The organism is Streptomyces sp. HNM0575 (assembly GCF_012726265.1).
Classification (GTDB): Bacteria; Actinomycetota; Actinomycetes; order Streptomycetales; family Streptomycetaceae; genus Streptomyces.
On sequence record NZ_JAASAG010000008.1, the window covers coordinates 44,986 to 69,111 of the forward strand.

General features: G+C 71.9%; 18 protein-coding genes. 4 read left to right on the top strand and 14 right to left on the bottom strand.

The genetic code is table 11. From position 1 onward, the window contains the following. Positions 1-248: 248 nt before the first annotated feature. The 9 genes from HCC61_RS19610 to mce form a co-directional block, all read right to left on the bottom strand. Positions 249-1,283, bottom strand: a complete 1,035-nt coding sequence (locus HCC61_RS19610) for a 4Fe-4S dicluster domain-containing protein (RefSeq protein WP_169137122.1) — start codon at positions 1,281-1,283, stop codon at positions 249-251. Next, positions 1,280-4,549 (bottom strand): formate dehydrogenase, encoded by a 3,270-nt coding sequence (gene fdh / locus HCC61_RS19615; protein ID WP_169137124.1) that lies wholly within the window; start codon positions 4,547-4,549, stop codon positions 1,280-1,282. Before fdh ends, HCC61_RS19610 begins: the two co-directional genes overlap by 4 nt. Positions 4,550-4,806: 257 nt before the next feature. Beyond that, positions 4,807-5,934, bottom strand: coding sequence for an ABC transporter permease (locus tag HCC61_RS19620; protein ID WP_169137126.1), 1,128 nt, complete (start codon positions 5,932-5,934; stop codon positions 4,807-4,809). Further along, on the bottom strand, positions 5,931-7,268 hold the full coding sequence (locus tag HCC61_RS19625) for an ATP-binding cassette domain-containing protein (protein WP_169137128.1): 1,338 nt from the start codon (positions 7,266-7,268) through the stop codon (positions 5,931-5,933). The genes HCC61_RS19620 and HCC61_RS19625 overlap by 4 nt, the downstream gene beginning before the upstream one ends. A 335-nt stretch (positions 7,269-7,603) precedes the next feature. Then, a complete protein-coding gene (locus HCC61_RS19630; protein WP_169137130.1) occupies positions 7,604-8,374 on the bottom strand; it encodes an ABC transporter permease in 771 nt (256 codons plus the stop codon). 3 nt (positions 8,375-8,377) lie between these two features. Further along, on the bottom strand, positions 8,378-9,352 hold the full coding sequence (locus HCC61_RS19635; RefSeq protein ID WP_169137132.1) for an ABC transporter ATP-binding protein: 975 nt from the start codon (positions 9,350-9,352) through the stop codon (positions 8,378-8,380). A gap of 343 nt (positions 9,353-9,695) precedes the next feature. Continuing rightward, positions 9,696-10,655, bottom strand: coding sequence for a cellulose-binding protein (locus tag HCC61_RS19640; RefSeq protein ID WP_169137134.1), 960 nt, complete (start codon positions 10,653-10,655; stop codon positions 9,696-9,698). A 123-nt stretch (positions 10,656-10,778) separates the two neighbouring features. Then, positions 10,779-14,132, bottom strand: coding sequence for a polarized growth protein Scy (scy, locus tag HCC61_RS19645; protein ID WP_169137136.1), 3,354 nt, complete (start codon positions 14,130-14,132; stop codon positions 10,779-10,781). 182 nt (positions 14,133-14,314) lie between these two features. Beyond that, positions 14,315-14,800, bottom strand: a complete 486-nt coding sequence (gene mce, locus HCC61_RS19650) for a methylmalonyl-CoA epimerase (protein WP_169137138.1) — start codon at positions 14,798-14,800, stop codon at positions 14,315-14,317. Positions 14,801-14,976: 176 nt separating this feature from the next. Between mce and HCC61_RS19655 the strand changes: the two genes are divergently transcribed. After that, positions 14,977-16,209 (top strand): acetyl-CoA C-acetyltransferase, encoded by a 1,233-nt coding sequence (locus HCC61_RS19655; protein WP_169137139.1) that lies wholly within the window; start codon positions 14,977-14,979, stop codon positions 16,207-16,209. 155 nt (positions 16,210-16,364) lie between these two features. Next, the gene (gene meaB, locus HCC61_RS19660) at positions 16,365-17,324 is read left to right on the top strand and encodes a methylmalonyl Co-A mutase-associated GTPase MeaB (protein ID WP_169137518.1); all 960 of its coding nucleotides are present in this window, start codon (positions 16,365-16,367) and stop codon (positions 17,322-17,324) included. Positions 17,325-17,857: 533 nt separating this feature from the next. On the opposite strand, the gene HCC61_RS19665 is transcribed toward meaB, so the two are convergent. After that, a complete protein-coding gene (locus tag HCC61_RS19665; RefSeq protein WP_169137141.1) occupies positions 17,858-18,685 on the bottom strand; it encodes a PepSY domain-containing protein in 828 nt (275 codons plus the stop codon). Between the two features lie 110 nt (positions 18,686-18,795). Between HCC61_RS19665 and HCC61_RS19670 the strand changes: the two genes are divergently transcribed. Further along, complete coding sequence (locus HCC61_RS19670; RefSeq protein WP_169137143.1) at positions 18,796-19,461, top strand: response regulator transcription factor; 666 nt, start codon at positions 18,796-18,798, stop codon at positions 19,459-19,461. After that, a complete protein-coding gene (locus tag HCC61_RS19675) occupies positions 19,454-21,373 on the top strand; it encodes a HAMP domain-containing sensor histidine kinase (protein WP_346777286.1) in 1,920 nt (639 codons plus the stop codon). Before HCC61_RS19670 ends, HCC61_RS19675 begins: the two co-directional genes overlap by 8 nt. Here the strand turns inward: HCC61_RS19675 and HCC61_RS19680 are convergent. From HCC61_RS19680 to HCC61_RS19695, 4 genes are all read right to left on the bottom strand, one after another. Further along, the gene (locus HCC61_RS19680) at positions 21,370-21,855 is read right to left on the bottom strand and encodes a MarR family transcriptional regulator (RefSeq protein ID WP_169137145.1); all 486 of its coding nucleotides are present in this window, start codon (positions 21,853-21,855) and stop codon (positions 21,370-21,372) included. The genes HCC61_RS19675 and HCC61_RS19680 overlap by 4 nt on opposite strands. A gap of 141 nt (positions 21,856-21,996) precedes the next feature. Further along, positions 21,997-22,782: an AIM24 family protein gene (locus HCC61_RS19685; protein ID WP_169137147.1), complete on the bottom strand. Its 786-nt coding sequence runs from the start codon at positions 22,780-22,782 to the stop codon at positions 21,997-21,999. After that, the gene (locus HCC61_RS19690) at positions 22,779-23,429 is read right to left on the bottom strand and encodes an AIM24 family protein (RefSeq protein WP_169137149.1); all 651 of its coding nucleotides are present in this window, start codon (positions 23,427-23,429) and stop codon (positions 22,779-22,781) included. The genes HCC61_RS19685 and HCC61_RS19690 overlap by 4 nt, the downstream gene beginning before the upstream one ends. Next, the gene (locus tag HCC61_RS19695) at positions 23,429-24,067 is read right to left on the bottom strand and encodes an AIM24 family protein (protein ID WP_169137151.1); all 639 of its coding nucleotides are present in this window, start codon (positions 24,065-24,067) and stop codon (positions 23,429-23,431) included. The genes HCC61_RS19690 and HCC61_RS19695 overlap by 1 nt, the downstream gene beginning before the upstream one ends. Positions 24,068-24,126 lie beyond the last annotated feature (59 nt).

Genomic DNA, 24,126 nt, shown 5'->3' on the forward strand with positions numbered 1-24,126 from the left:
CGCCGCCCGCGAGCCGTCGCCCCCTCCGTCCGTCAGGTCCTGTCCGCCGACGAGCGCGGCACGTCCGGGACGTACGCCGCGCAGCCCCTCCTTCGTGACGTCCGCGACGCTGCCGTGCTCCCGTTCCTCCGCGGGATTGCCGTACGTCTCACCGGGCTTGTAGCCGTTCCCGGAACGCCTGCCCGAGCCGTTTCCCGAGCCGTTTGCCGGGCCCTCTCCCGTGCCGTCGCCGTGTTCCGTGCCGCCGCTCATCGCCAGAACCTCCTCGCCGGTGCGCGGTTGCGTCCGTGTGCCGCGAATACGGCCGCGAGCCCGCCGAGCAGCGTGAGCGCCGCCGCTCCCGCGTGCCGCCACATCGCGGGCAGGTCGCGTGTGGTGACGACCGGGTCCGGGGGCAGTCCGTAGACCTCCGGCTCGTCCAGCAGCAGGAAGAACGCCCCGTCGCCGCCGACGCCGTCCTCCGGGTCGTGCCCGTACAGGCGTGCGTCGCTCACGCCCGCCTCGCGCAGCTGGTCGACGCGTTCCTGCGCTCGCACGCGCAGCTCGTCGAGCGGCCCGTACTGGATCGACTCCGTCGGGCAGGCCTTGGCGCACGCCGGTTCCTGCCCGGCGCCGAGCCGGTCGTAGCACATCGTGCACTTGAACGCCCGCCCGTCGTGGGGCCGTTGCTCGATGACGCCGTACGGACAGGCCGGTACGCAGTAGCCGCAGCCGTTGCAGATGTCCTCCTGTACGACGACGGTCCCGAACTCCGTACGGAACAGCGAGCCGGTGGGGCACACGTCGAGGCACGCGGCGTGCGTGCAGTGCTTGCAGACGTCGGAGGACATCAGCCAGCGCAGCTCGCCGCGGCCGTCGCCATGGCCGTCTCCGTCTCCCGGGCCGGCGCTGTCAGCGGGCGTCGTCGGCGTGATCGCCGCGTCCTCCGGCGCCGTGCCCGATCCGCGCGAGGCGAGCGCGAGCACGTCGACCTCGCCGTGGTCGACGTCCGCGTGCGCGTGCCCGACGGGCTTGCTCTGCTCGATGAACGCGACGTGCCGCCACGTCGAGGCGCCCAGGCCCTGGGAGTTGTCGTAGCTCATCCCGGTGAGATCGAGCCCGTCCTCCGGGATGGCGTTCCACTCCTTGCAGGCCACCTCGCACGCCTTGCAGCCGATGCAGACGGACGTGTCGGTGAAGAAGCCCATGCGGGGCGGGTGTTCGCCGGACGCGCCGTGCCCCGCGTCCCCGGCCGGATCCCGCTCGGGGCCCGCCAGCAGATTGCGGCCGATGAGCGAGCTCATCCGCGCACCTCCATTCCGGTCTCCGCGCCGATGCCGCCGCGTTCGCGGTACTTCTCCAGCAGCCGCAGCAGGTCCGGGCCGCGGGGCCTGCGCCCGGGACGGATGTCCGCGGTGAGGGCCTTGACCTCCTGGATGTGCACGTTCGGGTCGAGGGCGATGGACGTCAGCTCGTTCGCGGAGTCGCCCGTCGTATAGCCGTTGCGGCCCCAGTGGTACGGCAGGCCGATCTGATGCACGACGCGGCCTCCCGCCCGCAGCGGGGACATGCGCTCGGTCACCAGCACCCGCGCCTCGACCGCGCCGCGCGCCGTGACGATCGTCGCCCAGCCCGCGTGCTCCAGGCCGCGCTCGGCGGCCAGCTGCGGCGAGACCTCGCAGAAGAACTCCGGCTGGAGCTCGGCCAGATAAGGCGACCAGCGGGTCATGCCGCCGGCGGTGAAGTGCTCGGTGAGGCGGTACGTCGTGACCACGTACGGGAAGACGCCGTGACCCGGCTCCGAGCCGCTGGGGTGGTAGCGGTTGTGCTCTTCGTCGAAGATCTGCCGCACGGGGCTGCGCTGCTGCCCGTACAGCGGGTTGGCGACGGGGGAGTCCTGCGGCTCGTAGTGCGTGGGCAGCGGGCCGTCGAGGAGTCCCGCGGGCGCGTAGAGCCAGCCCTTGCCGTCGGCCTGCATGATGAACGGGTCGACGCCGCTGAGCGCGTCGGGGCCCCTCGCGTCCGGACCGGGCCGGAAGGAGGGCGGCCGGTCCGCGACGAAGTCGGGGTTGTCGTGCCCGGTCCAGCGGCGGCTGGTCTCGTCCCACCACACCAGGGCCTTGCGGTCGCTCCAGGGGTTGCCCTCCGGGTCGGCCGAGGCGCGGTTGTAGAGGATGCGGCGGTTGGCCGGCCAGGCCCACGCCCACTCGGAGGCGATCCAGTCCTGCTCGGTGTGGGGCTTCTTGCGGGCCGCCTGGTTGACGCCGTCCGCGTACACGCCGCAGTAGATCCAGCAGCCGCACGCGGTCGAACCGTCGTCCTTCAGCTCCTGGTAGCGGCTGAGGGGACGGCCCTCGGCGTCGTGGCCGTTGATCTCGGCGAGCACCGCCTCGGCGCTGGGCTCCTCAAGCGGCCCCTCGGCCGGGTAGTCCCAGGTGAGGTCGAGCAGCGGCCGGTCCATCGGGTCCGTGGAGTCCTTCAGCCGCTGCCGGATGCGCCTGCCCAGGTGGTGGACGAACCACAGGTCGCTGCGGGCCTCGCCGCCCGGCTCCTTCGCCGGATGGTGCCACTGCACGTACCGGTTGGTGTTGGTGAACGACCCGGCCTTCTCGGTGTGCGACGCGGCGGGGAAGAAGAAGACCTCGGTGCCGATGTCCTCGGTGCGCAGCTCGCCGCTCTCGATCTCCGGTCCGTCCTTCCACCAGGTCGCCGACTCGATGAGCGAGAAGTCCCGCACGACCTGCCACTCCAGAGCGGCCATTCCCAGGCGCTGCATACGGGAGTTGGCGGAGCCCACGGCCGGGTTCTCGCCCATGAGGAAGTAGCCCTTGCACACGCCGTCGAGCTGGTTGAGCACGGTGTCGTACGTGCTGTGCGAGCCGGTGAGGCGGGGGAGGTGGTCGAAGCAGTAGTCGTTCTCCTCCGTGGCCGCGTCGCCCCAGTAGGCCTTCATCAGGCTGACGAAGTAGGAGCGCATCTTGCCCCAGAAGCCCTTGTCGGCGCGCACCGCCTCGATGTACTTCTCCAGGTCCTCGTTCTCGTGCGCGTGCGGCATCGGGATGTAGCCGGGCAGCAGGTTGAAGAGGGTGGGGATGTCGCTGGAGCCCTGGATGCTGGCGTGGCCGCGCAGCGCCTGGATCCCGCCGCCGGGGCGGCCGATGTTGCCCAGCAGCAGCTGGAGGATGCAGGCCGTACGGATGTACTGGGCGCCCACTGTGTGCTGCGTCCAGCCGACCGCGTAGCAGAACTCGCTGGTGCGCTCCGGGCCGGAGTTCTCCACCAGCGCGCGGCACACCTCCAGGAACGTCTCCCTCGGGATGCCGCACGTCTCCTCGACCATCTCCGGGGTGTAGCGCGAGTAGTGCCGCTTGAGGATCTGGTAGACGCAGCGCGGGTCCTGGAGCGTGCGGTCCTGGCGGGACTCCGACTCGCCGGAGAGGGCCGGTCCGCCGGAGCCCGCGGCCTCCGCCTTGCCCGAGCCCGCGGGGGCGCGCGGACCCTGCACCCGCTCGTCGTACAGCGCGTCACGCTCGCCGGAGGCGGCCTGTATCGGGCCGCCTCCCTCGTACTGCCAGGTCGTCATGTCGTAGCGGCGGGTCTCGGGGTTCAGCCCGGAGAAGACGCCGTCGAGGTCCTCGGTGTCGCGGAACTCGTCGCCGACGATCGTGGCCGCGTTGGTGTACTCCAGCACGTACTCGCGGAAGTCGGAGCCCGTGCTGAGCACATGGTTGACGATGCCGCCGAGGAAGGCGATGTCGGTGCCCGCGCGGATCGGCACGTGCAGATCGGCCAGCGCACTCGTACGCGTGAACCGGGGATCGACGTGGATCACCTTGGCACCGCGGGCCTTGGCCTCCATCACCCACTGGAACCCGACGGGATGCGCCTCCGCGAAGTTGGAGCCCTCGATGACGATGCAGTCGGAGTTCTGGAGGTCCTGGAGGAACGTCGTGGCGCCGCCCCGCCCGAAGGACGTGCCGAGGCCGGCGACCGTCGAGCTGTGGCACACCCGGGCCTGGTTCTCGACCTGGACGACGCCGAGAGCCGTGAAGAGCTTCTTGATCAGGTAGTTCTCTTCGTTGTCGAGAGCCGCGCCGCCCAGCGTCGCGATCCCGAGCGTGCGGTTGACGCGCAGGCCCTCGTGTTCGCTCTCCCAGGTCTCACGGCGCGTGCGGATCACCCGCTCCGCCACCATGTCCATGGCGGTGTCCAGATCCAGGCGCTCCCAGTCCTCTCCGTACGGGCGCCGGTAGAGCACCTCGTGGCGCCGGGCGTCGCCGGTGGTGAGCTGGAGGGTCGCCGCGCCCTTGGGGCAGAGCCTGCCGCGGCTGACGGGGGAGTCGGGGTCGCCCTCGATCTGGACGACATCGCCGTCCTTGACGTAGACGTTCTGCCCGCAGCCCACGGCGCAGTACGGGCAGACCGACTTCACGACCCGGTCGGCGTCCTCGGTGCGGGGACGCAGCTGCCGGGTGTACGCGGAGGCGGCGGCGGCGCCGCGCCCCAGCGGATCGTCTCCGGTGAGCTGCCGGTACACGGGCCAGCTCTCGAGCCAGGTGCGCACGCCCATCGCCGTCCTCCGTCCACGCGTTCACGTCATAGCGCGGGACCAGTGCCCCCCTGGTCCGGGTTTACGCGTGGGGGCGGGCGGGATCCGGCGGACGTGTGGAGAGGGCGGGCGACGGGGCGCGCGGGGTCGCGGGGCGCGGGGTCACGGCGTGCGCGCACCCGCGGCCCGGACGCCGCGTCACATGTGCCGCGTCACATGTGCCGGGTCACTCGTGCTCGGTGGTCCGTGCCCGGGTCAGACGCCCTGAGGGTTGCGGGTCACACGTCCCGGCGGTTGAGCAGCGCGTAGGCGGCGATCAGCGTCGCCGCCGTGACCGCCGCGAGGATGCCCAGCAACGGCCAGCCCGTGGCGCTCTGATCCTCCGACATGGGGATGCGGTAGAGCGAGGCGAGCCCGTTGAGCGGCGAGTACTCCATGAGCACCTCGCGCACCTTCCCCAGCGTCTCGCCGAGCATGAAGAGGGACACGACCAGCGGCAGGAGCACGAGCCCAAGCATCGTCGTGATCGCCCCGGCCGAGTGCCTCAGCAGGGCGCCGACCGCGAGCGCGAGCAGGCCGAGCAGTGCGACGTACAGGCCCGCGCCGACCGTGGCGCCGAGCCACTGGCTGCCGCTCGCGACCAGTTCGCCGTTCTCCACGGAGTCCTTGAACGCGTCCACCTTCCCCGCGTACGCGGGGACCTTCTGGCCGCTGAGCATCGCGGAGTTGACGAGCGCGGTGACCGAGCAGGCCGCCGTCGTCATCACGAACGCCAGCACGAAGAAGATCAACGACTTCGCGATCAGCACCCGGCCCCGCTTGGGGCACGCGGTCATCGTGGTGCGGATCATGCCGGTGCCGTACTCGGAGGTGACCACCAGCACCCCGAGGGTGATGACGCAGATCTGCCCGAGCATCAGCCCGAAGAGCCCGGGGGCGAGCAGCGGCATCCCGACGAACTCGGTGCCGCTGAGCGCGAACGCGGTGAGGAATCCGATCCCCACGGTGACGACGAACATGACGCCGAGCGTCCACACCGTGGAGCGCACCGACCGGATCTTCGTCCACTCGGAGACGATCGCGTGGCCGAGGTGGGTGCGGGTGACGGGGATCGGCGAGGCGTAGCCGCCGCCGGGCGGCGGGCCGGGCTGCGGCTGCGGCTGGTACTGCTGCTGCGGCGGCGCGGTGGCGGTCGCCGTCGCGGCGGCGCCGGCCGGGGGGCCGCCCGCGTACTGCTGCTGCGGTGGTTGCTGCGGCTGCGGCTGCCGGTGCTGGAAGTCGTGGGCCGGGTGCGGCTGTTGGGCCTGCGGCGCGGCGGGCGGCGGGGGCGGGCCCTGCGCGGATTGCGGGGCCTGCGCGGGCTGCGGGGCCTGGTACGGCTGCTGCTGCGGGTTCGGCGTGCTCATCGGGCGTCGTCCTCGCTGTCGGGCCGGGAAGCGTCGGAGGGGGCGGCAGGCGCCGTGGGTGCCGCGGGTGCGCCCGGCGTCGGCGGCACCGGCGGCGGGCCGCCCTGCGGCTGCTGAGCGGCGATGTGCGCGTACGGGTCCGGTGCGCTCCCGTACGGACCCTGCTGCACCTGTGCTCCACCCGGCGGCGGCCCCCAGCCACCGCCAGGCGCTCCCGGGACCACGGGCGGACCCTGCGCCGGACCCTGCGGGGGCGGTCCCTGCGGCGGTCCCTGCGGTGGCATCGCCCCGGGCATGCCCGGCACACCGGGCGGCACGCCCGGCGCCCCCGGCCCGCCGGGCGGCATCGGCACCCCGAGCTGCCCGGGCGCCAACTGCTGCGGCTGCTGCTGGTGTTGGAGCCCCGACCGCTGGTCCGCGGTGGAACGGAAGTCGACGGCGCCCTGCGTCAGCCGCATGTACGCCTCCTCCAGCGACGCCTGATGCGGCGACAGCTCCCACAGCCGTACGTCGGCCTTGTGCGCGAGATCGCTGATGTGCGGCAGCGGCAGCCCGCTGATCCGCAGCGCACCGTCCTCCTCCGGCTGCACCTGCCCGCCGGCCTCCCGGAGCGCCGACGTCAGCTTCTCCCGCTGCGCCGGGTCGCCCTCGGGCGTGCGTACGCGGGCGAAGCCCACCGAGTTCTGCGCGATGAACTCCTTGACCGAGGTGTCGGCCATCAACTGCCCGCGGCCGATGACGATCAAGTGCTCGGCGGTGAGCGCCATTTCGCTCATGAGGTGGGACGAGACGAAGACGGTGCGGCCCTCGCTCGCCAGCTGCTTCATCAGGTTCCGGACCCAGAGGATGCCCTCGGGGTCGAGTCCGTTGACGGGCTCGTCGAAGAGCAGCACCTGCGGATCGCCCAGCAGCGCCGCCGCGATGCCGAGCCGCTGGCCCATGCCGAGCGAGAAGCCCTGCGAGCGCTTCCTGGCCACCTGCTGGAGTCCGACCACGCCGAGCACCTCGTCGACCCGGCGCGCGGGAATGCCCGACAGCTGCGCGAGCGAGAGCAGATGGGAGCGCGCGGAGCGGCCGCCGTGCACGGCCTTGGCGTCGAGCAGGGCACCGACCTGGCGCGGCGCGTTGGGCAGATTGCGGAACGGGTGGCCGCCGACGGTGACTTGGCCCGCCGTCGGCGCGTCCAGGCCCAGGATCATCCGCATCGTCGTCGACTTGCCGGAGCCGTTGGGTCCCAGGAAGCCGGTGACGGTCCCCGGCCGCACCTGGAAGGACAGGTTGTAGACGGCCGTCTTGGCGCCGTAGCGCTTTGTCAGGCCGTACGCCTCAATCATCCGTTTTGTCCCTGGACGAAGTTCGGGGCGCACTCGCCCCCGGACATGGCCTAGGAGGCTACAAGGCGCCGTTTCGGTTCCAGCCGACGCCCACCGCAACGGCCCACGGGAACCCGGGCCGCAGGCCCGGCGCAGAAGCTCTGGGCCCGAACTGGCGGCCCTGAAGCCGGAGTCGGCCCGGCTTCGCCCGCCCCGGGCCGGAGGCGAGCCGGGCCGAGGGGCGAGGGCCGCGGGCCCGCCCGCCCGAGTCGCCGGAGTCGGTGAAGTGCGGCGCACGCTCCTCGCACCGCCCCCGGGCCGCTCCGCGGGACGGATGAGCGCCCGCCCGGCAAGGGCTACGCGTCGCGGCGCTTCAGGACGATCCAGCCCGCCACCAGTGCCGCCAGCGCCCAGGCCGCCATGATCGCCAGCCCCTCGTAAGGCCCGTAAGGACGGTTGAGCGACTCCGGCACCACGGCCGTGATCGTCTTGCCCGCCTGGTCGGGCAGATACTGCGCGTACTTCTTCGTCGCGCTGACCGTTCCGAGGATGTTCGAGATCAGGAAGAAGAACGGCATCAGGATCGCGAAGGCCAGCAGCGGGCTGCGCAGCACGAAGCTCAGCCCCATCGAGAAGAGCGCGATCAGCGTCATGTAGGCGCCGCCGCCCAGCACCGCACGCAGCACGCCCTCGTCCTGGATCGAGACGCTGTGCTCGCCCAGCAGCGCCTGGCCGACGAAGAACGCGAGGAAGCTGGTGGCCATCCCCACCACCAGTACGAGCGTGGTCGCGACGAAGATCTTGGAGAGCAGGAAGACGGTGCGCTGCGGCACGGCCGCCAGCGAGCTGCGGATCATGCCCGTGCTGTACTCGCTGGAGACGACCATCACGCCGAACGCGATCATCGCGAGCTGTCCGAGGCCCGAGCCCGAGAAGCTGGTCTGCGTCGCGTCGAAGGTGAGCTGCTGCTGCTTGCCGAGCTTGTCGAACTGGGTGGCGGTGAAAGCGCAGATGAGGGCGGAGAGCCCGACCGTGACCACCAGCGCGGTGGCCAGCGTCCACAGCGTGGAGCGCACGGAACGGATCTTCGTCCACTCGGAGCGGAGTACGCGCGTCGTATGTGGCATGGTCTACCGCTTCCTCCTGACGGGCTTGGCGCCGCCGCCCTGGTCCGCCCGGCGGGCCGGCTGCTGCTGGGCCTGATCGTGTGCGTGGTACTCGACGGACTCCGCCGTCAGTTGCATGAACGCCTCCTCCAGCGAGGCCTTCTGCGGGCTCAGTTCGTGCAGTACGACCTGGTACCAGGCGGCGAGTTCGCCGATGCGGGCCGGTTCGACGCCCTCGACCTGCATCGCGCCGTCCTGCTCGAAGACCGGCATGACGCCGACGCTGCCCAGCACGTCCCGCATCCTCTCCGGCTGCGGGGTCCGCACCCGTACGAACGTGCGCGAGTTCTTGGCGATGAAGTCGGCCATCGTGGTGTCCGCGAGCAGCTTGCCGCGCCCGATGACCACCAAGTGCTCGGCGGTGAGCGCCATTTCGCTCATGAGGTGGGACGAGACGAAGACGGTGCGGCCCTCGGAGGCGAGGTGCTTCATCAGGTTGCGGATCCAGTGGATGCCCTCGGGGTCGAGGCCGTTGACGGGTTCGTCGAACATCAGGATCTTCGGGTCGCCGAGCAGCGCCGCCGCGATGCCGAGCCGCTGGCCCATGCCGAGCGAGAAGCCCTTGGGGCGCTTCTTCGCGACGTCGCCGAGCCCGACGAGATCGAGCACCGTGTTGATCCGCTTCTTCGGGATGTTGTTGGCCTGCGCCATGCACAGCAGGTGGTTGTAGGCGCTGCGCCCGCCGTGCACGGCCTTGGCCTCCAGCAGCGCGCCGATGTGGCCGAGGGGGTCGCGCAGTTGGTCGTAGCGCTTGCCGTCGATGCGCACGTCGCCGCTCGTGGGGCTGTCCAGGCCGAGCATCATGCGCATCGTCGTGGACTTGCCCGCACCGTTGGGGCCGAGGAAGCCGGTGACCATGCCCGGTCGCACGGTGAACGTCAGGTGGTCGACGGCCGTCTTGTCCCCGTACCGCTTGGTCAGCCCGCGCAGCTCAATCATGCGCCGACGCTATGCGTGCGCAGGCGCCGATGCCAGTGGGTACGCGGGCTCACTCACCTGCGTGCGCAAGGCGTCGCCGCAGGTAACGGGCCTTCGGGAGGTTGCGGGCGTATATGGACGTAACGGAAGTGAGCGGTGCCGGCGGGACGACGCGCGTCATCCGCACCGCCCGCAGACGCTCGCTCGTGCACCGGCCCTGCACCACGGCCGGTGGCGGGCGGCCCGCCGTTACGAGCCACGGGCCCGCCACGCGCACGGCCCCGGACACGCGTACGGGCCCGGCACACGATGTGCCGGGCCCGTATCCGCGATGTGCCGTGCGCCGGAGCGCGACGGGTGCGCGTCAGCGCGACTGCTGCGCGGGGACGCTGCGCGCGGCCGACTCCTCGTCGACCGCGGCCTCGCCCTCCTCGCCGCCCTGGCCCGCGGCGGCGACCGCCGCGCCCGTGAGGGTGGCGAGCATCTCGCGCACGTTGGTGAGCTGAGCGTTGATGCTGTCGCGGCGGTTGGTGAGGGCCGCCAGCTCGCGCTCGGACTCGCTGCGCACGCGGTCCGCCTTGGCGTTGGCGTCGGCCACGATGTCCTCGGCCTGGCGCTGGGCCGTCTCCACCGTCTGACGGGCACGGCGCTCCGCGTCCGTACGCAGCTTCTCGGCCTCCAGCCGCAGCTGCTCCGCGCGGTGCTCGATCTCGGCGAGGCGCTTCTCCGCCTTCGCCTGGCGGGAGGCGAGGTCGCGCTCCGACTGCTCGCGCCGCTTGGCGAGGTTCGTCTCGAAGTCCGCGGCGGCCTGGGCGGCCTTGGCGCGGGTGTCCTCGAAGAGGGAGTCGGCCTCCTCGCGCTTGGACTGGGCGTCCTTCTCCGCCTCGGTCCGCAGCGCGGTGGCCTCGCCCTTGGCCTTCTCGACGATGCTCGCGCCCTCGTCCTCGGCCTTGGTCTTGCGCTCGGCGGCGAACGCCTCCGCGTCGTTGCGCACCTGCTGGGCGGCGCCCTCGGCGAGCTCGCGGTGCTGCTCGGCGGCCCTGCGTGCCTCGTCACGCAGGTCCTTGGCCTCCTCCTCGGCGAGGCGGAGGATCTTCTCGACCCGTGCGCCCAGCCCGGCGTAAGAGGGCTCGGCGTCGTTTACCTGGGCCTGGGCGTTCTGCGTCTCGAGGTGGAGTTCCTCGATCCGCTTTTCCAGCGAGGTGATACGGGAGAGTGCGCTGTCACGGTCGGCGACGAGCTTCGTGATGCGGTCGTCCACCTGCCCGCGGTCGTAGCCACGTCGCACGAGCTCGAAGCCGAAGGGGGAGGAAGTGTCGCTCATGGGGTTCCTGTCGAGTCAGACGGGTTATCAGACGGGGAGTGATAGGGGAATCCTAGGGGCCAAGACGGCGTGTCATCGAGCCATTGCGGGTTTGATCTGGAGAATGTGCGCTCGTTCGAGTGGCTAACTTCCGGACTCCTTGCCGGCGGACCGAGTCGTACCTGCGCCAACTCCCGCTGCCACGCCATTGGTTGAGCCGGAGTCGGGCTTGCCCTTCTTGCCGCTCTTGCTCTCGGCTCCGCCGCCCGCTCCGGGTGTTTCAAAGGACTCCAGTGCTTCCAGTACATCCTGCACGCGCGAGATCTCCGCGTTGATGTCGTCCTGGCGGCGCTCCAGCACCTCCAGTTCACGCTGCCCGGCCTCGACGGTCGCCTCCGCCTCGGCCCTGGCCTCGTCACGGATCTGCTCGGCCTCGCGCACGAGTTGGGCCTTGCGCTGCTCTGCGTCCTTGAGCAGCCCCTCGGCCTTCTTCACGGCGGACACGCGTACGTTGCCCGCCTCGTTGTCGGCCTCGCGCACGACGCGAGCCGCCTTCTCCTCGGCGTCACGCAGCTGTTCCTGCGCCGCCTTCACGAGCTTGTCGCAGCGCTCCCCGGCGGCCTGCATGGCCTCGGAGGACTCCCTGCGTGCACGCTCGTGCAGCTTCTCGATCTCGCGCTCCACACGGGTGCGCTGCTCCTGCGTACGCTCCCTGATGGCGGCGGCGTCGCTACGGGACTCCTCCAGCATGGTGTTGGAGTCGTTGCGCGCCTTCTCCACCATCTGCCGGCTCTCGTCGCGGGCCTCGCCGAGGAGCCGGTCGGACTCCCGGCGGGCCGCGCCCACCATGCTGTCGGCCTGCTCCTCCGCCGACGTCTGCGTACGGCGGGCCTCCTCGCGGGCCTCGGCGAGCAGCCGGTCGGCCTGCTCCGCCGCGTCGTTGCGCCGCCGGGCGGCCTCCTCGCGCGCCTCGTCGAGGACCCGCTCGGACTCGGTACGGGAGCGCTCCGCCTCCTCCAGCGCCTCCGAAACGGTCGTCTCCGCCATCGACTTGGCGGCGTCGGACTCCTCCTGGGCCTCCTGGCGCAGCTCCGCGGCCGCCTTCTCCGCCGCGGCCCGCCGCTGGGCGATCTCCTCCTCGGCACGCTCGTGGAGACCCGTGACCGAGTCGCGCACCTGCTGGGCGGTCTCCTCCGCGGCGCTGACCATGTCCGCCGCGCGACGCTCCGCCTCCTCGACGAGCCGCGCCGCCTCGTTCTGCGCGTCCTCGACCCGCTGCCGGGCCGTGGCGAGGAGCTCGTCGCTCTGGCGGCGTGCGTCCGTACGCTCCCTGTGCGCCTCCTCGCGGGCGCCGGACAGCAGCTCCTCGGCCTCGCGCCGCCGCCGGTCCGCCTCCTCGCGGGCGGCCTCCAGGGCCTCGGCGGCCTCGGTGTTCGTACGCTCCGCCGCGGCGTTGGCCTCGGCCCTGATGCGGTCGGCGGTGTCCTGGGCCTCGTTGCGCAGCCGTTCGGCCTCGGACGTGGCGTCGCTGCGCAGCTGCACCGCGAGCGCCTCGCCCTCGGCGCGGGCCTGGGAGGCGTCCGAGTGCGCCTCGCTGCGCAGCCGTTCGGCCTCCTCCTCGGCCTGCTGCTGGAGGGTGCGCATCCGCTCGGCGGCCTCCGCGCGCAGCCGCTCGGTCTCGGCGCGGGCCTCCTCGCGCAGCCGTTCCGACTCGCTGTGCGCCTCGCGGAGTTCGCGCTCGGCGTCCGAGACCTTCGACTCGGCCTCCGTGTGCAGGCGCTCCAGCTCCGCGGCGGCCTCGGCCTTGCGGTCCTTGGCGGCCTGCTCGGCCTCCTCGCGGATGCGCCTGCCTGCCTCGTCGGCGTCCGCACGGGTCTGTCCCGCCTGCTGCTCGGCCGTCGAACGCAGCTCCTCCGCCTCGGAGTTGGCACGCTCCAGGGTCTCCTCGGCCTGGCGGCGCAGGGACGTGGCCCGGTCGATCGCCTCGGTGCGTACGCGCTCGCTCTCGTTGGCGGCCTCGGACCGGGTGTCCTCCGCGTCGGCCTTCGCCTTGACGAGGAGCTCCTCCGCGTTCTTCGCGGCCTCCTCGATCTTCTGCACGGAGTCGCGGCGCGCCTCGTCGCGGATGCGCTCGCCCTCCTCGACCGCCTCCGCGCGCAGCTGCTCGGCCTCCCCGCGCAGCCGCCGCGCCTCCTCCTGGTACTCGACGGCCTTCTCGCGGTACTCCTTCGTGTCGTCCTTGGCGGCACCCTCCAGCTCCTCGACGAGCTGCTGGGCCTCGCTGCGCAGCCGTTCGGCCTCCTCCTCGGCCTCGCGGCGGATGCGCTCGGCCTCCTCGGACGCCTTGCGCGTGGTGGCCTTGGCCTCCTGGGACGCCTTGTCGAGAGCGTCCTCGGCGGTACGGGCGGCCTCCGCGAGCTGGTTCGCGGACTCCTCGGCGGACCGGCTGCGGGCCTCCGCCTTGGCCTCCTCGATGAGCTGCTCGGCCTCCGCCTTGGCCTCGTCGCGCAGCTGCTGGGCCTCGGTCTTGAGCGCCTCCGACTCCTTGGTGGCGTCGGCGACCATGCGTGCCACTTCGTTCTTCGCGGTGCGCAGGCGCTGCTCGTTGTCCGACTCGGCGTCCGCCAGCAGCTTTTCGGCCGCCTCGGTCGCCTTCGTCAGCTTCTGCTCGGCCTCGCCGCGGGCCTCGCGCAGCGCGGCCTCGGCCTCCTGCATCCGCTCGCCGGCCCGGCGCACCAGATCGGCGGCCTCGCGGCGGGAGGACTCGGACTCGGAGGTGGAGGAGGTGCGCAGCTGCTCAGCGTGCTCGCTGGCCTCCTGCGCCTGCGTCGAGGCGGCGTTGAGCATCCGCTCGGCCTCGGTGCGCGCCCGGCGCAGGATCGCGTCGGCCTCCGAACGGGCCTTCTCGGCCTCGGAGTCGATCCTGCTGCGGGTGTCGTCCGCCTGGCGCTCGGCTTCCTCACGCGCCTGCGCGAGCGAGCGCTCGGACTCGGCGCGGGTCTCCTCCATGAGGCGCTGCGCCTGCTGTTCCGTACGGGCGCGCAACTGCTCGGCCCAGGCGACGTTCTCGTTGACGTGCGATTCGACGGTGGAGCGGCGCTCGGCGAGCTCCTGGTCGAGCTGCTGACGGCGGCGCACCGCCTCGGCGTGCAGCTCCGACTCCAGCCTGGACTGCTGCTCGGCCCGCTCCTGGAGCAGCCGCTGCGTCTCCATGCGTGCGTCGCGCAGCTCGCGCTCGGCGTCGGCCCGCATCTGGTCGGCCTGGAGCTGGGCGTTGCGCAGCAGCGACTCGGCCTGCTGGGAGAGGTTGTCGTAACTGGCCGGACGCGTGGCGAGAGCGCGGCGCGCCTCGTGGAGCTTGGCACGCAGCACTTCGACCTGATAGCCGAGGTCGTCGGCATGGTCGACGGCCTTCTCCCGCTCCTTCTTCAGCCGCTCCATCTCGGCCTCGAACTGCGAGAGGTGGTCGTCAGCCTCGTAGCGGTCGTAGCCCCGCACTGCGCGGTCCCATCCGTCCCCTGGTTGTCGTGGTGAACTGACCCTCTTGGTGATGGTGTCAGATCATCGGCAGAGCTCCGGCCCGTCCCCCGGGCCCGGATATCCGGGCCCGGACCCTCCTCGGGATGGTGCGGAGACCCGCCCCGGCCGAGTGGCCACTCTACCGGGCGGAGAAGCAGCCGTCAGTGGCTCGTTGTTGCCGATGAGTCCCCGGGGGTTTCAGCGGCGGGATGTGAGCCCGCTTGCGGGCTTGCCGCGGTGACCAACTCCGTGAGCACTCCGTGGCAGTCCTTGGGGTGGAGGAAGGTGATGCGCGAGTCCATGGAACCCCTGCGCGGCTCGTCGTAGAGGACGCGTACGCCGCGGCCGCGGATCTCCTCCGAGTCGGCGTCGACGTCGGCTGTGCCGAAGGCGATGTGGTGCACGCCCTCACCGTGCCGTTCCAGCCACTTGGCGACGGTGGAGTCCTCGCGCACCGGCTCCAGGAGCTGGATGTAGGAGGCGCCGCCGTCGTCGGTGCCGTTGATGCGGAGCATGGCCTCGCGGACCCCCTGCTCCTCGTTGACCTCGGAGTGGAAGACCTCGAAGCCGTACGTGGCACGGTAGAAGTCGGCGGTCTTGTCCAGGTCGAAACAGGCGATCCCGATGTGGTCGATACGCGTCAGCATCTCCCCAGTGCAGCCTCCCGGCGCTCGGTTACGCAACGTGCGCACGGTCACACCCGCCGACCGGTGACCCGGTGCCGTACTGCTCAGTACATTGGCGTGACCGCCCTTAACCCTCGTTAACTTCCAACCCCCGGGCCCGTTCGGCACGGGGGACCCTCAGGAAGGATCTGAACCAGATGACTGGTACGCCGTCCCGTACGCCCGTCAACAGCACCTCGGTCATCGTCTCCGGCGCCCGTACGCCCATGGGACGGCTGCTCGGCTCGCTGAAGTCGTTCTCCGGGGCCGACCTCGGCGGATTCGCCATCAAGGCCGCGCTGGAGCGGGCCGGGATCGGCGGCGACCAGGTCGAGTACGTGATCATGGGCCAGGTGCTCCAGGCCGGCGCGGGCCAGATTCCCGCGCGCCAGGCGGCGGTCAAGGCGGGCATCCCGATGAACGTGCCGGCTCTCACGGTCAACAAGGTCTGCCTCTCCGGGCTCGACGCGATCGCACTCGCCGACCAGCTCGTGCGCGCGGGCGAGTTCGACATCGTCGTCGCGGGCGGACAGGAGTCGATGACGAACGCCCCGCACCTGCTGCCCAAGTCGCGCGAGGGCTACAAGTACGGCGCCGTCGAGATGCTGGACGCGATGGCCCACGACGGCCTGACCGACTCGTTCGAGAACATCGCCATGGGCGCCTCGACCGAGAAGCACAACACCCGGCTCGGCATCGCCCGTCCCGAGCAGGACGAGATCGCCGCGCGCTCGCACCAGCGGGCCGCCGCGGCGCAGAAGAACGGCCTCTTCGAAGCCGAGATCACGCCGGTCGAGATCCCGCAGCGCAAGGGCGACCCCGTCGTCTTCAGCGAGGACGAGGGCATCCGGGGCGAGACCACGGCCGAGTCGCTGGGCAAGCTGAAGCCCGCCTTCGCCAAGGACGGGACCATCACGGCCGGTTCGGCCTCGCAGATCTCCGACGGGGCGGCGGCGGTCGTCGTGATGAGCCGCGCCAAGGCCGAGGAGCTCGGCGTCGAATGGCTCGCGGAGATCGGCGCGCACGGCAACGTCGCGGGCCCCGACAACTCCCTCCAGTCGCAGCCCTCCCGCGCGATCGAGCACGCGCTGTCGAAGGACGGCTCCGGGCTGAAGGCCGCCGACCTCGATCTCATCGAGATCAACGAGGCGTTCGCGGCCGTCGCCGTGCAGTCAACGAAGGATCTCGGGGTCGGCCCCGAAAAGGTGAACGTCAACGGCGGCGCCATCGCGCTCGGGCACCCGATCGGAATGTCCGGTGCGCGTATCGTCCTCCACCTCGCCCTCGAACTGCGGCGCCGGGGCGGCGGCACCGGAGCCGCCGCGCTGTGCGGCGGCGGCGGGCAGGGGGACGCGCTGCTCGTGCGGGTTCCAGGGAACGCGGACCGGTAGGAGCCGGGGGCCGGCGCGCGGGCAGGACCCGGGCAGGCGCCGCCCGTACCGGCAGGGACCCGCCGGCATGGCGGATCCCGGTGAAGGGATCGCGGGTCCCGGTGAAGGGACGGCGGGTCCCGGCGATGAGACAGAGGACAGGGGAGCGCAGCAGCATGGCGGTGGACGTCTCCGAGCTGGTCGAGCAGGCGAGGCAGGGACGGCCGAGGGCCGTCGCCCGGCTCATCTCCCTCGTGGAGGGGGCGTCCCCGCAGCTGCGCGAGGTCATGGCGGCGCTCGCACCGCACTGCGGCAGCGCGTACGTGGTGGGGCTGACGGGTTCGCCCGGCGTCGGCAAGTCCACGTCCACCTCGGCTCTCGTCACCGCGTACCGGCGCGCGGGCAAGCGGGTCGGGGTCCTCGCGGTCGACCCGTCCTCGCCGTTCTCCGGGGGCGCACTGCTCGGCGACCGGATTCGGATGGGCGAGCACGCCTCCGACCCGGGCGTCTACATCCGCTCCATGGCGACGCGCGGCCACCTCGGCGGTCTCGCCTGGGCGGCACCGCAGGCGATCCGGGTGCTGGACGCGGCGGGATGCGACGTCGTGCTCGTGGAGACCGTCGGCGTGGGCCAGAGCGAGGTCGAGATCGCCGCGCAGGCCGATACGAGCGTCGTGCTGCTCGCGCCGGGCATGGGCGACGGGATCCAGGCCGCGAAGGCGGGAATCCTGGAGATCGGCGACGTGTACGTCGTCAACAAGGCCGACCGTGACGGTGCGGACGCGACCGTACGCGAGCTGAACCACATGCTCGGGCTGGGCGAGGCGCGGGCGCCGGGCGACTGGCGGCCGCCCATCGTGAAGACCGTCGCGGCGCGCAGCGAGGGCGTCGACGAGGTCATCGCCGCCCTGGACAAGCACCGTGCGTGGATGGAGGAGCACGGCGTCCTCGCGGAGCGCCGCGAACGGCGCGCGGCCCGCGAGATCGAGACGATCGCGGTGACGGCGCTGCGCGAGCGGATGGGAGAGCTGCGCGGCGGCAAGCGGCTGGACGCGCTTGCCACGAAGGTCAGCGGGGGCTCCCTCGATCCGTACGCGGCGGCGGACGAACTCGTGGCGGGCGTGACGGAGCGGTAGCGCGGCGCGCGCTCTGGCGGTTTGGTGTGCGATGCGTTCGGCGCGTGCGGCGCGTGCGGCGCCTTGTGACGGTTCGGCGTGCGGCGGTCCGCCCGGGTGCGGTACGGCAACTCCCTGCGGCGGCGCGTGCGATGCGCGGCGGTCCGCTCGGGTGCGGTACGGCGGTTGCCTGCGGCGCGGATGGCGCCGGGCACGGCAAGTACGGGCACGGCAACTACGGCCGAGGCAAGTACGGCCAAGTAGGGCCGAGTGCTGCCAAGTGGGGCCAATCACGGGCAAGTTGGGCCCGGTTCGGCCCGGTGGCGGACAGATGCGGCCGAGTGCGGTCATGTACGGCTCCGCTGCGCCCCGTTGGGCGAGGTCATGAGCGGTCGCAGGTGCTGCCGGATGGCAGGGCGTCCCGGTCATGGGCCCTGCGCAGTCCACAGGACTGCCCCGCCACAGGACCGCCCCGCCACCGGACCGTTCCGGTGGCGGGGCGGTGGTGTCGCGTGGCCCCGCCCGGCGGTGCGCCGCGCGGGCGGGGCACCGGCTCAGTGGCGGCCGCTGCCGCCGTGGCGACTGCCGTCGTCGTCGCGGTCGTCACCGTCGTCGTCCCCACCGTGGTGGCGCCCGTGTCGGCCGCTGTCGTCGTCATCGTCGGCATAGCCGTCGTCGTCGCCGTGGTCGTCGTCCCGGCGGTCGTCCGCACCGTCGTGGTGGCGGGCGTGATCGTCGCCGTGGTCGTCGTCCCGTCCGTCGTCGCGGTCGTCGCCGTCGTCGTCCCGCGCGTCCGCGGCGGCCCCCTCGGTGACTTCGCCGGACTGTGCGTCGACCCTGACCTCGTGCACCTTGCCGTCCTGGCCCTTCGTCTCCACCTCCCAGGCGTCGCCGCTGTCGTCGCCGCTGTCGTCGCCGCTGTCGTCGTCGATGTCGACGGAGGTCACGGTGCCCGCGGTGGCCGCCTTGCGGGCGGCGTCCGCCGCCGAGACCTTCAAGCCGACCGGGACCGCGTCCTCTTGGCCCTCGTCCTCCTGGGAGAAGACCTTGCCGGTGAGGGCGTCGAGCCTGACCTCCTTCGAGCCGCCGTCCCGGTCGAGGTCGACCTCCCAGACGGGTCCCTGCCTGTCGTCGTCGAGCTGGATTCCGGTGACCGTGCCCCCGGCGGCCTTCTGCGCGAGGCCCGCCGCCTCGGCGGCCGTACGCTTCCCCGACCCGGAAGTGCCGTCATGCTGTGCCGAGGAGGGGCCGGCCGAGGAAGGACTGGCCGAAGAAGAGCCGGCCGAGGGCCGCGGGTCGTCGTCCTGCGCGAAGGCGACTGCTCCGCCGGTGCCGATGAGCGCCGCGGCGGTCACGGCGGCGATGGCGATCTTGCGCCTCATGGTTCCTCCCGAGTACGTCCGATGTCGCGGCCCACCGTGGCGCGTTGATGCTGAACGCAGCCTGAAGCCACCTGAAGATCACTTCAGGTCCGATGGGGGAGAGTGAACCCATGCGCCTGCTGATCGTGGAGGACGAGCGGCGGCTGGCCCGGTCGCTCGCCGACGGCCTGACCGCCGAGGGCTTCGCCGTCGACGTCGCGCACGACGGGACCGAGGGCCTGCACCGCGCGACCGAGGGCACGTACGACCTGATCGTGCTCGACATCATGCTGCCCGGCATGAACGGCTACCGGGTCTGCGGCGCCCTGCGCGCGGCCGGCGACGAGACGCCCGTGCTGATGCTGACGGCGAAGGACGGCGAGTACGACGAGGCGGAGGGCCTGGACACCGGTGCCGACGACTATCTGACCAAGCCCTTCTCGTACGTCGTGCTGCTCGCCCGCGTACGGGCCCTGCTGCGGCGGCGCACCAGGGGAGCCAAGACGGTGCTGCGCCTCGGCGCGCTGGTGGTCGATCCGGGCAGCGGGCGGGTCGCGGTGGGGGATCGGGACGTCGAGGTGACCGCGAAGGAGTTCGCGGTGCTGGAGCAACTGGCCGTGCGGGCGGGCGACATCGTCTCCAAGGCCGGGATCCTGGAGCACGTGTGGGACTTCGCCTACGAAGGCGACGTCAACATCGTCGAGGTCTACATCAGCGCGCTTCGCCGCAAGCTCGGCCCAGGCTGGATCGTCACGGTGCGCGGTGCCGGCTACCGGCTGGTGGACGCCGGTGCGTAGGGGATCCGTACGCACGCGCGCGGCTCTCGGCGCGACCCTCGTCGTGGCGGTGGCGCTGGTGGCCGCGGGCATCGCGGTGGTCATGGTGCTGCGGGACGGGCTGGCCGGGAACGCGCGGCTGAAGGCCGAGTCGGCGGCCCGCGAGGTGGCCGCACAGGTCTCGGACGTACCGGCGCGGGACGTACGCAACGTGGAGGGCCTGGAGAAGAACGAACCCGTGCAGGTCGTCGGCCCGAAGGGGCAGGTGCTGGGAGCGGACGAGACGCTGCGGGGGCGCGGCCCCGTCGCGGACTTCAACCGCCCGGAGGCCGACGCGTCGGGGAGGACCGGGACCGGCACCCGCGACGGCAGCGCCGCCCAGGCCGGGACCGGCACCGGCATCCACGTCATGGCCGTGGCCCAGACCGGGACCCCGACCGGCAACGGGACCCGGACCGGTACCGAGACCGGCGTTCGCGCGGGGCACGGAAGCGACGAGGCCGAGGACGGCGGCGGACACGGCGGTTCCGGCGGCCCGGGCAGCGGCGACGACGGCGACGACGACAGCGGCCGTGGCGGCGCCGACGACAAGGGTGCAGACGACAAGGGCGCCGATGACAAGGGGGACGACGGCCCCGGCGAAGACGGCCCCGGCGACGACGGCACCCGCGAGCCGGACGGCGGCGAGAGCGACGAGCCGGACGAGTCCGACGAGCCCTCGAAGGTCGACAGGGACGTCGAGGAGCGGACCGTCAGGCTGCCGGTCGACGAGGACAGCGCCAGGACCGAGGACTTCACGGTCGTCGCGGTGCAGAGCGTCACCCGGGACGGCGTCCCCGTCACCGTCTACGCGGGGGCCTCGCTCAGGGACCAGCAGGAGGCCGTCTCGTCCGTGACGCAGGCGATGCTCATCGGCCTGCCCGCGCTGCTGGTCGTCGTCGGTGGCGTGACCTGGCTGGTGACGCGGCGTGCCCTGCGGCCGGTCGAGAGCATCCGCGGCGAGATGGCCGGGATCATGGCGAGCGCCGATCTGTCGCGGCGGGTGCCCGAGCCGCACGCGCGCGACGAGGTGGCGCGGCTGGCCCGTACGACGAACGACACCCTGGCCGCCCTCGAGTCCTCCGTCGAGCGCCAGCGGCGCTTCGTCGCGGACGTCTCGCACGAACTGCGCAGCCCCATCGCCTCGTTGCGCACCCAGCTGGAGGTGGGCGCCGCCCACCCCGATCTGCTGGACGTCGACGGCGCGGTCCAGGACACGGTGCGCCTCCAGCAGCTCGCCACGGACCTGCTGCTGCTGGCACGTCTCGACGCGGGCGAGCGGCCGGGGGAGGGCCGGGTGTCGCTGGGCGCGCTCGTCCGGGAGGAGCTGGCGCAGCAGCAGGACCCGAGCGCGCACCCGGTACGGCTGGGGACGATGGCCGACGGCGAAGTGACCGGCTCGCGGGCCCAGTTGGCGCGCGTGGTGGTCAACCTGCTCCAGAACGCCCAGCGTCACGCGGCCACGGAGGTACGGGCCTCCGTACGGGAGGTGCGCCAAGACGGCCGCCCCTGGGTCGAGTTGGAGGTCGACGACGACGGGCCCGGGGTCCCGGAGGCCGAGCGGGAGCGGATCTTCGAGCGTTTCGTACGGCTCGACGACGCCCGCAGCCGCGACGAGGGCGGTGCGGGCCTCGGCCTGGCCATCGCCCGCGACGTCGCGGAGCGGCACGGCGGGACGCTGACGGTCCCGGCCGGCTCCCGCTTCGTCCTGCGACTGCCCGCGGCCCGCAAGGGTGCGGGCAAGGGGACGGGCAGCGGACCGGCGGACACGATGGGTGACGGGCAGGCGGACGCCCTTCGTGACGATCAGGGAGACGGCCCTGAGGACGGACCGGGAAGCGAGCGGGGAGACGAACAGGGCGATGGGCGGGACGGCGGGCGGGGAACCGGCTAGAAGCGGCCCCGCTCGGCGCGGAGCTTCTCGGCCACCGGCAGCAGGGTCTCCCGCAGGTGCTCGACGTCCTCGGGGGCCATGCGGTCGATGAAGTGCCGCCGCACGGAGTCGACATGGTGCGGTGCGACGCCGCGCATCGTCTCCCAGCCGTCCTCGGTCAGCACGGCGAAGAGCCCGCGCTTGTCGGACTCGCAGTTCTCACGGCGGACGAGACCCGCCTTCTCCATGCGCGTGATCTGGTGCGAGAGGCGGCTCTTGGACTGGAGCGTGGAGGCCGCGAGATCGCTCATCCGCATCCGGTGCTCGTCGGACTCGGAGAGATTCACCAGGATCTCGTAGTCGTTCATGGTCAGGCCGAACGGCTGGAGGTCACGCTCCAGCTGGTACATGAGCAGACGGTTCACATCCAGGTGGACGCGCCAGGCCTTCTGCTCGTCAGCGGTGAGCCAACGGGTGCCGTCGGTGCCGTCGTCGGTGTCCATGCACGAGACTTTACATAGCGCTCGTACGGGTGTGCCCTGCTCCCGGCCAGAAGCTGCACGTGCATCCTCACAGGAACCTTCACGGGCACTGTCCTGAGCACAGCCCCGAGCGCGGTCCCGGCGGCCCGCCCGCGGGCGCTCTCAGAGCCCGAACCTCCGCTGGAGACTTCCCAGTTGGCCCGGAAGCTGCGGTGTCTGCTGCCCGCCGTGCTGGCCGCCCTGCGGTCCGGGGCCACCGCCCGGTACGCCCGCCTCGTACGGCACGGCGCCCGTGGCCTGCTCTGCCATGAGCGTCTCGCTCGACTGGATGAGGACGGTGCCCGCGCCCACGAACTCGAATTGGTGCTCCTCGCCCGAGGCACCGCCGATGCCTGTCATCGCGCGGATGCCGCCCAGCACGCCCTTGAGGTAGCCGTGGTCGTAGTGGTGGCAGGGCGAGGGGCAGTCCGCCCAGCCGACGAGGGCCTGCGGGTCCACGCGCACGGGCGGCTCGACGAAGTGCACCGCGCCGTTGGAGGCGGCGACGAACTTGCCCGTCCCGATCAGCGTGAGGAATCCCGGGATGATCGACTGCTTCAGGGACAGCGACGGTTCGAAGGCGAGGAGGTTCCCCGAGCGCACCGTGAGGTTGCCGTCCTCCAGGTCGTAGGAGTTGACGTCGAAGGCGCGGTCCGCGAGCAGCATCTTCCCGTTGCCCTCGGCGACGACCCAGTCGGCGGCGTGCAGCGGGGAGTGGAAGCTCGTGGCGACGAGGCGGTCGAGATGGCCGTGGCCCACGCCGTTGAACTCGATCTGCCCGTAGTAGGCGATCATCTTGCCCTTCTGGAGGAACCACTGGCCGTTCAGCTCCACGCAGAAGGTGTAGGGGTTGACGTTGTCGTCGGACGGAAGCGTCGTGACGTCCAGTACCTGCGGGGCCGTGGTCACAGCTTCTCCTCACTTGCCTGTACGAACACCGCGCCGTTTCCGGTCAGTTCGAGCTGGAAGGCCTCTCCGGAGCCGCGGCCCACCATGTCGCGCCAGCCGAGCGCCGTGGACAGCTTGTTCCGTACGTCGCCGTGGTGGGCCACATACGCCTGCGGGTCCACGTGCACCGGCCGGTCCGGGGCGATCGGGAGCTGGATGATCCCGCCGTGCGCCATCACCGCGACCGCGCCCTTGCCCTTGAGGGTCGTGGTGAACAGCCCCTGACCGGTGACCTGGCCGCGCACCATGCCCATCACGCCGCCGTCCGAGCCGAGGAAGAGGGTGCCCTGCTCCAGCGTCCCGTCGAACGCGAGCAGCCGGTCGGCCTCGACGCAGAGGGTGTCGCCGTCGAGCTCGATCACCTCGACGTGGTGGCCGCCGTGCCCGAACATCACGGTGCCCTGCCCCTCGACGGTCATCAGCGGCGTCGCCTCGTTCGCCACCCGCCGGCCGATCATGGACGCCAGACCGCCCTGGCCGCCCTGCATGTTGGGCGTGAAGCGGACGTCCCCCTTGTACGCGATCATCGCGCCGCGCTGGCTGAACAGCCGCCCGCCCGGCTGGACTTGGGCCTCGACCAGCTTGGAGTTGATCTCACGGAACGGCATCACACATCGCCCCCGACCGTGTTGCGCTCGCTGGGCTGCACGTACACCAGCCCGTCGCCCTCGAAGCGGATCTGGAAGGACTCTCCCGACCCCTCGCCCATGAACGTGCGGAAGTTCACGCCGGACTGGAAGTGCTGCTGGAGGCCGCCCTGGTGCGCTATGTACGCGCCCGGGTCGACCTGGAGCGGCATGCCCCGTGTGACGCGCAGCACCACCGCGGGCCCGTCCGACATCAGCGCCGCCTGGCCGGTGCCCTCCACGGTCGTCGTGAACAGCCCGTTGCCCTGCGAGGCGCCGCGCAGCCCCGTGAAGGTCGTACCGGTGCGCAGGCCCGCGTCCGTGCAGAGCAGATTGCTCGCCTCGACGTGCAGGGTCTCGCCGTTGAGCTGCACGAGGTTGATGTCGGAGGCACGGTCGGCGAAATAGCACGTGCCGTGTCCCTTCACCTCCATCATCGTCATCTGCTCGCCGGTCAGCCGCCGGGTCACCATGCCGCGCAGGCCCTCGCCGCCGCCTGACATCTTCTTGAACGCCATCTCGCCGTCGTAGGCGACCATGGAACCGTTCTTGGCTTTCACCGCGTCGCCGCTCATCGATACGGCGAGCACTTTCGAACTGTGAAGTCGGAACTGAGGCACATGGGAAACCTACCCTGGGCCCCGTCGCGCCGGGCACGGCTGCCACAATGGACAGGGCT

What these genes read in the sequence shown, in the direction of transcription:
- HCC61_RS19610 (WP_169137122.1), bottom strand. Translation starts at nt 1,283, where the DNA reads ATGAGCTCGCTCATCGGCCGCAATCTGCTGGCGGGCCCCGAGCGGGAT.
- fdh (WP_169137124.1), bottom strand. Translation starts at nt 4,549, where the DNA reads ATGGGCGTGCGCACCTGGCTCGAGAGCTGGCCCGTGTACCGGCAGCTC.
- HCC61_RS19620 (WP_169137126.1), bottom strand. Translation starts at nt 5,934, where the DNA reads ATGAGCACGCCGAACCCGCAGCAGCAGCCGTACCAGGCCCCGCAGCCC.
- HCC61_RS19625 (WP_169137128.1), bottom strand. Translation starts at nt 7,268, where the DNA reads ATGATTGAGGCGTACGGCCTGACAAAGCGCTACGGCGCCAAGACGGCC.
- HCC61_RS19630 (WP_169137130.1), bottom strand. Translation starts at nt 8,374, where the DNA reads ATGCCACATACGACGCGCGTACTCCGCTCCGAGTGGACGAAGATCCGT.
- HCC61_RS19635 (WP_169137132.1), bottom strand. Translation starts at nt 9,352, where the DNA reads ATGATTGAGCTGCGCGGGCTGACCAAGCGGTACGGGGACAAGACGGCC.
- HCC61_RS19640 (WP_169137134.1), bottom strand. Translation starts at nt 10,655, where the DNA reads ATGAGCGACACTTCCTCCCCCTTCGGCTTCGAGCTCGTGCGACGTGGC.
- mce (WP_169137138.1), bottom strand. Translation starts at nt 14,800, where the DNA reads ATGCTGACGCGTATCGACCACATCGGGATCGCCTGTTTCGACCTGGAC.
- HCC61_RS19655 (WP_169137139.1), top strand. Translation starts at nt 14,977, where the DNA reads ATGACTGGTACGCCGTCCCGTACGCCCGTCAACAGCACCTCGGTCATC.
- meaB (WP_169137518.1), top strand. Translation starts at nt 16,365, where the DNA reads ATGGCGGTGGACGTCTCCGAGCTGGTCGAGCAGGCGAGGCAGGGACGG.
- HCC61_RS19665 (WP_169137141.1), bottom strand. Translation starts at nt 18,685, where the DNA reads ATGAGGCGCAAGATCGCCATCGCCGCCGTGACCGCCGCGGCGCTCATC.
- HCC61_RS19670 (WP_169137143.1), top strand. Translation starts at nt 18,796, where the DNA reads ATGCGCCTGCTGATCGTGGAGGACGAGCGGCGGCTGGCCCGGTCGCTC.
- HCC61_RS19680 (WP_169137145.1), bottom strand. Translation starts at nt 21,855, where the DNA reads ATGGACACCGACGACGGCACCGACGGCACCCGTTGGCTCACCGCTGAC.
- HCC61_RS19690 (WP_169137149.1), bottom strand. Translation starts at nt 23,429, where the DNA reads ATGCCGTTCCGTGAGATCAACTCCAAGCTGGTCGAGGCCCAAGTCCAG.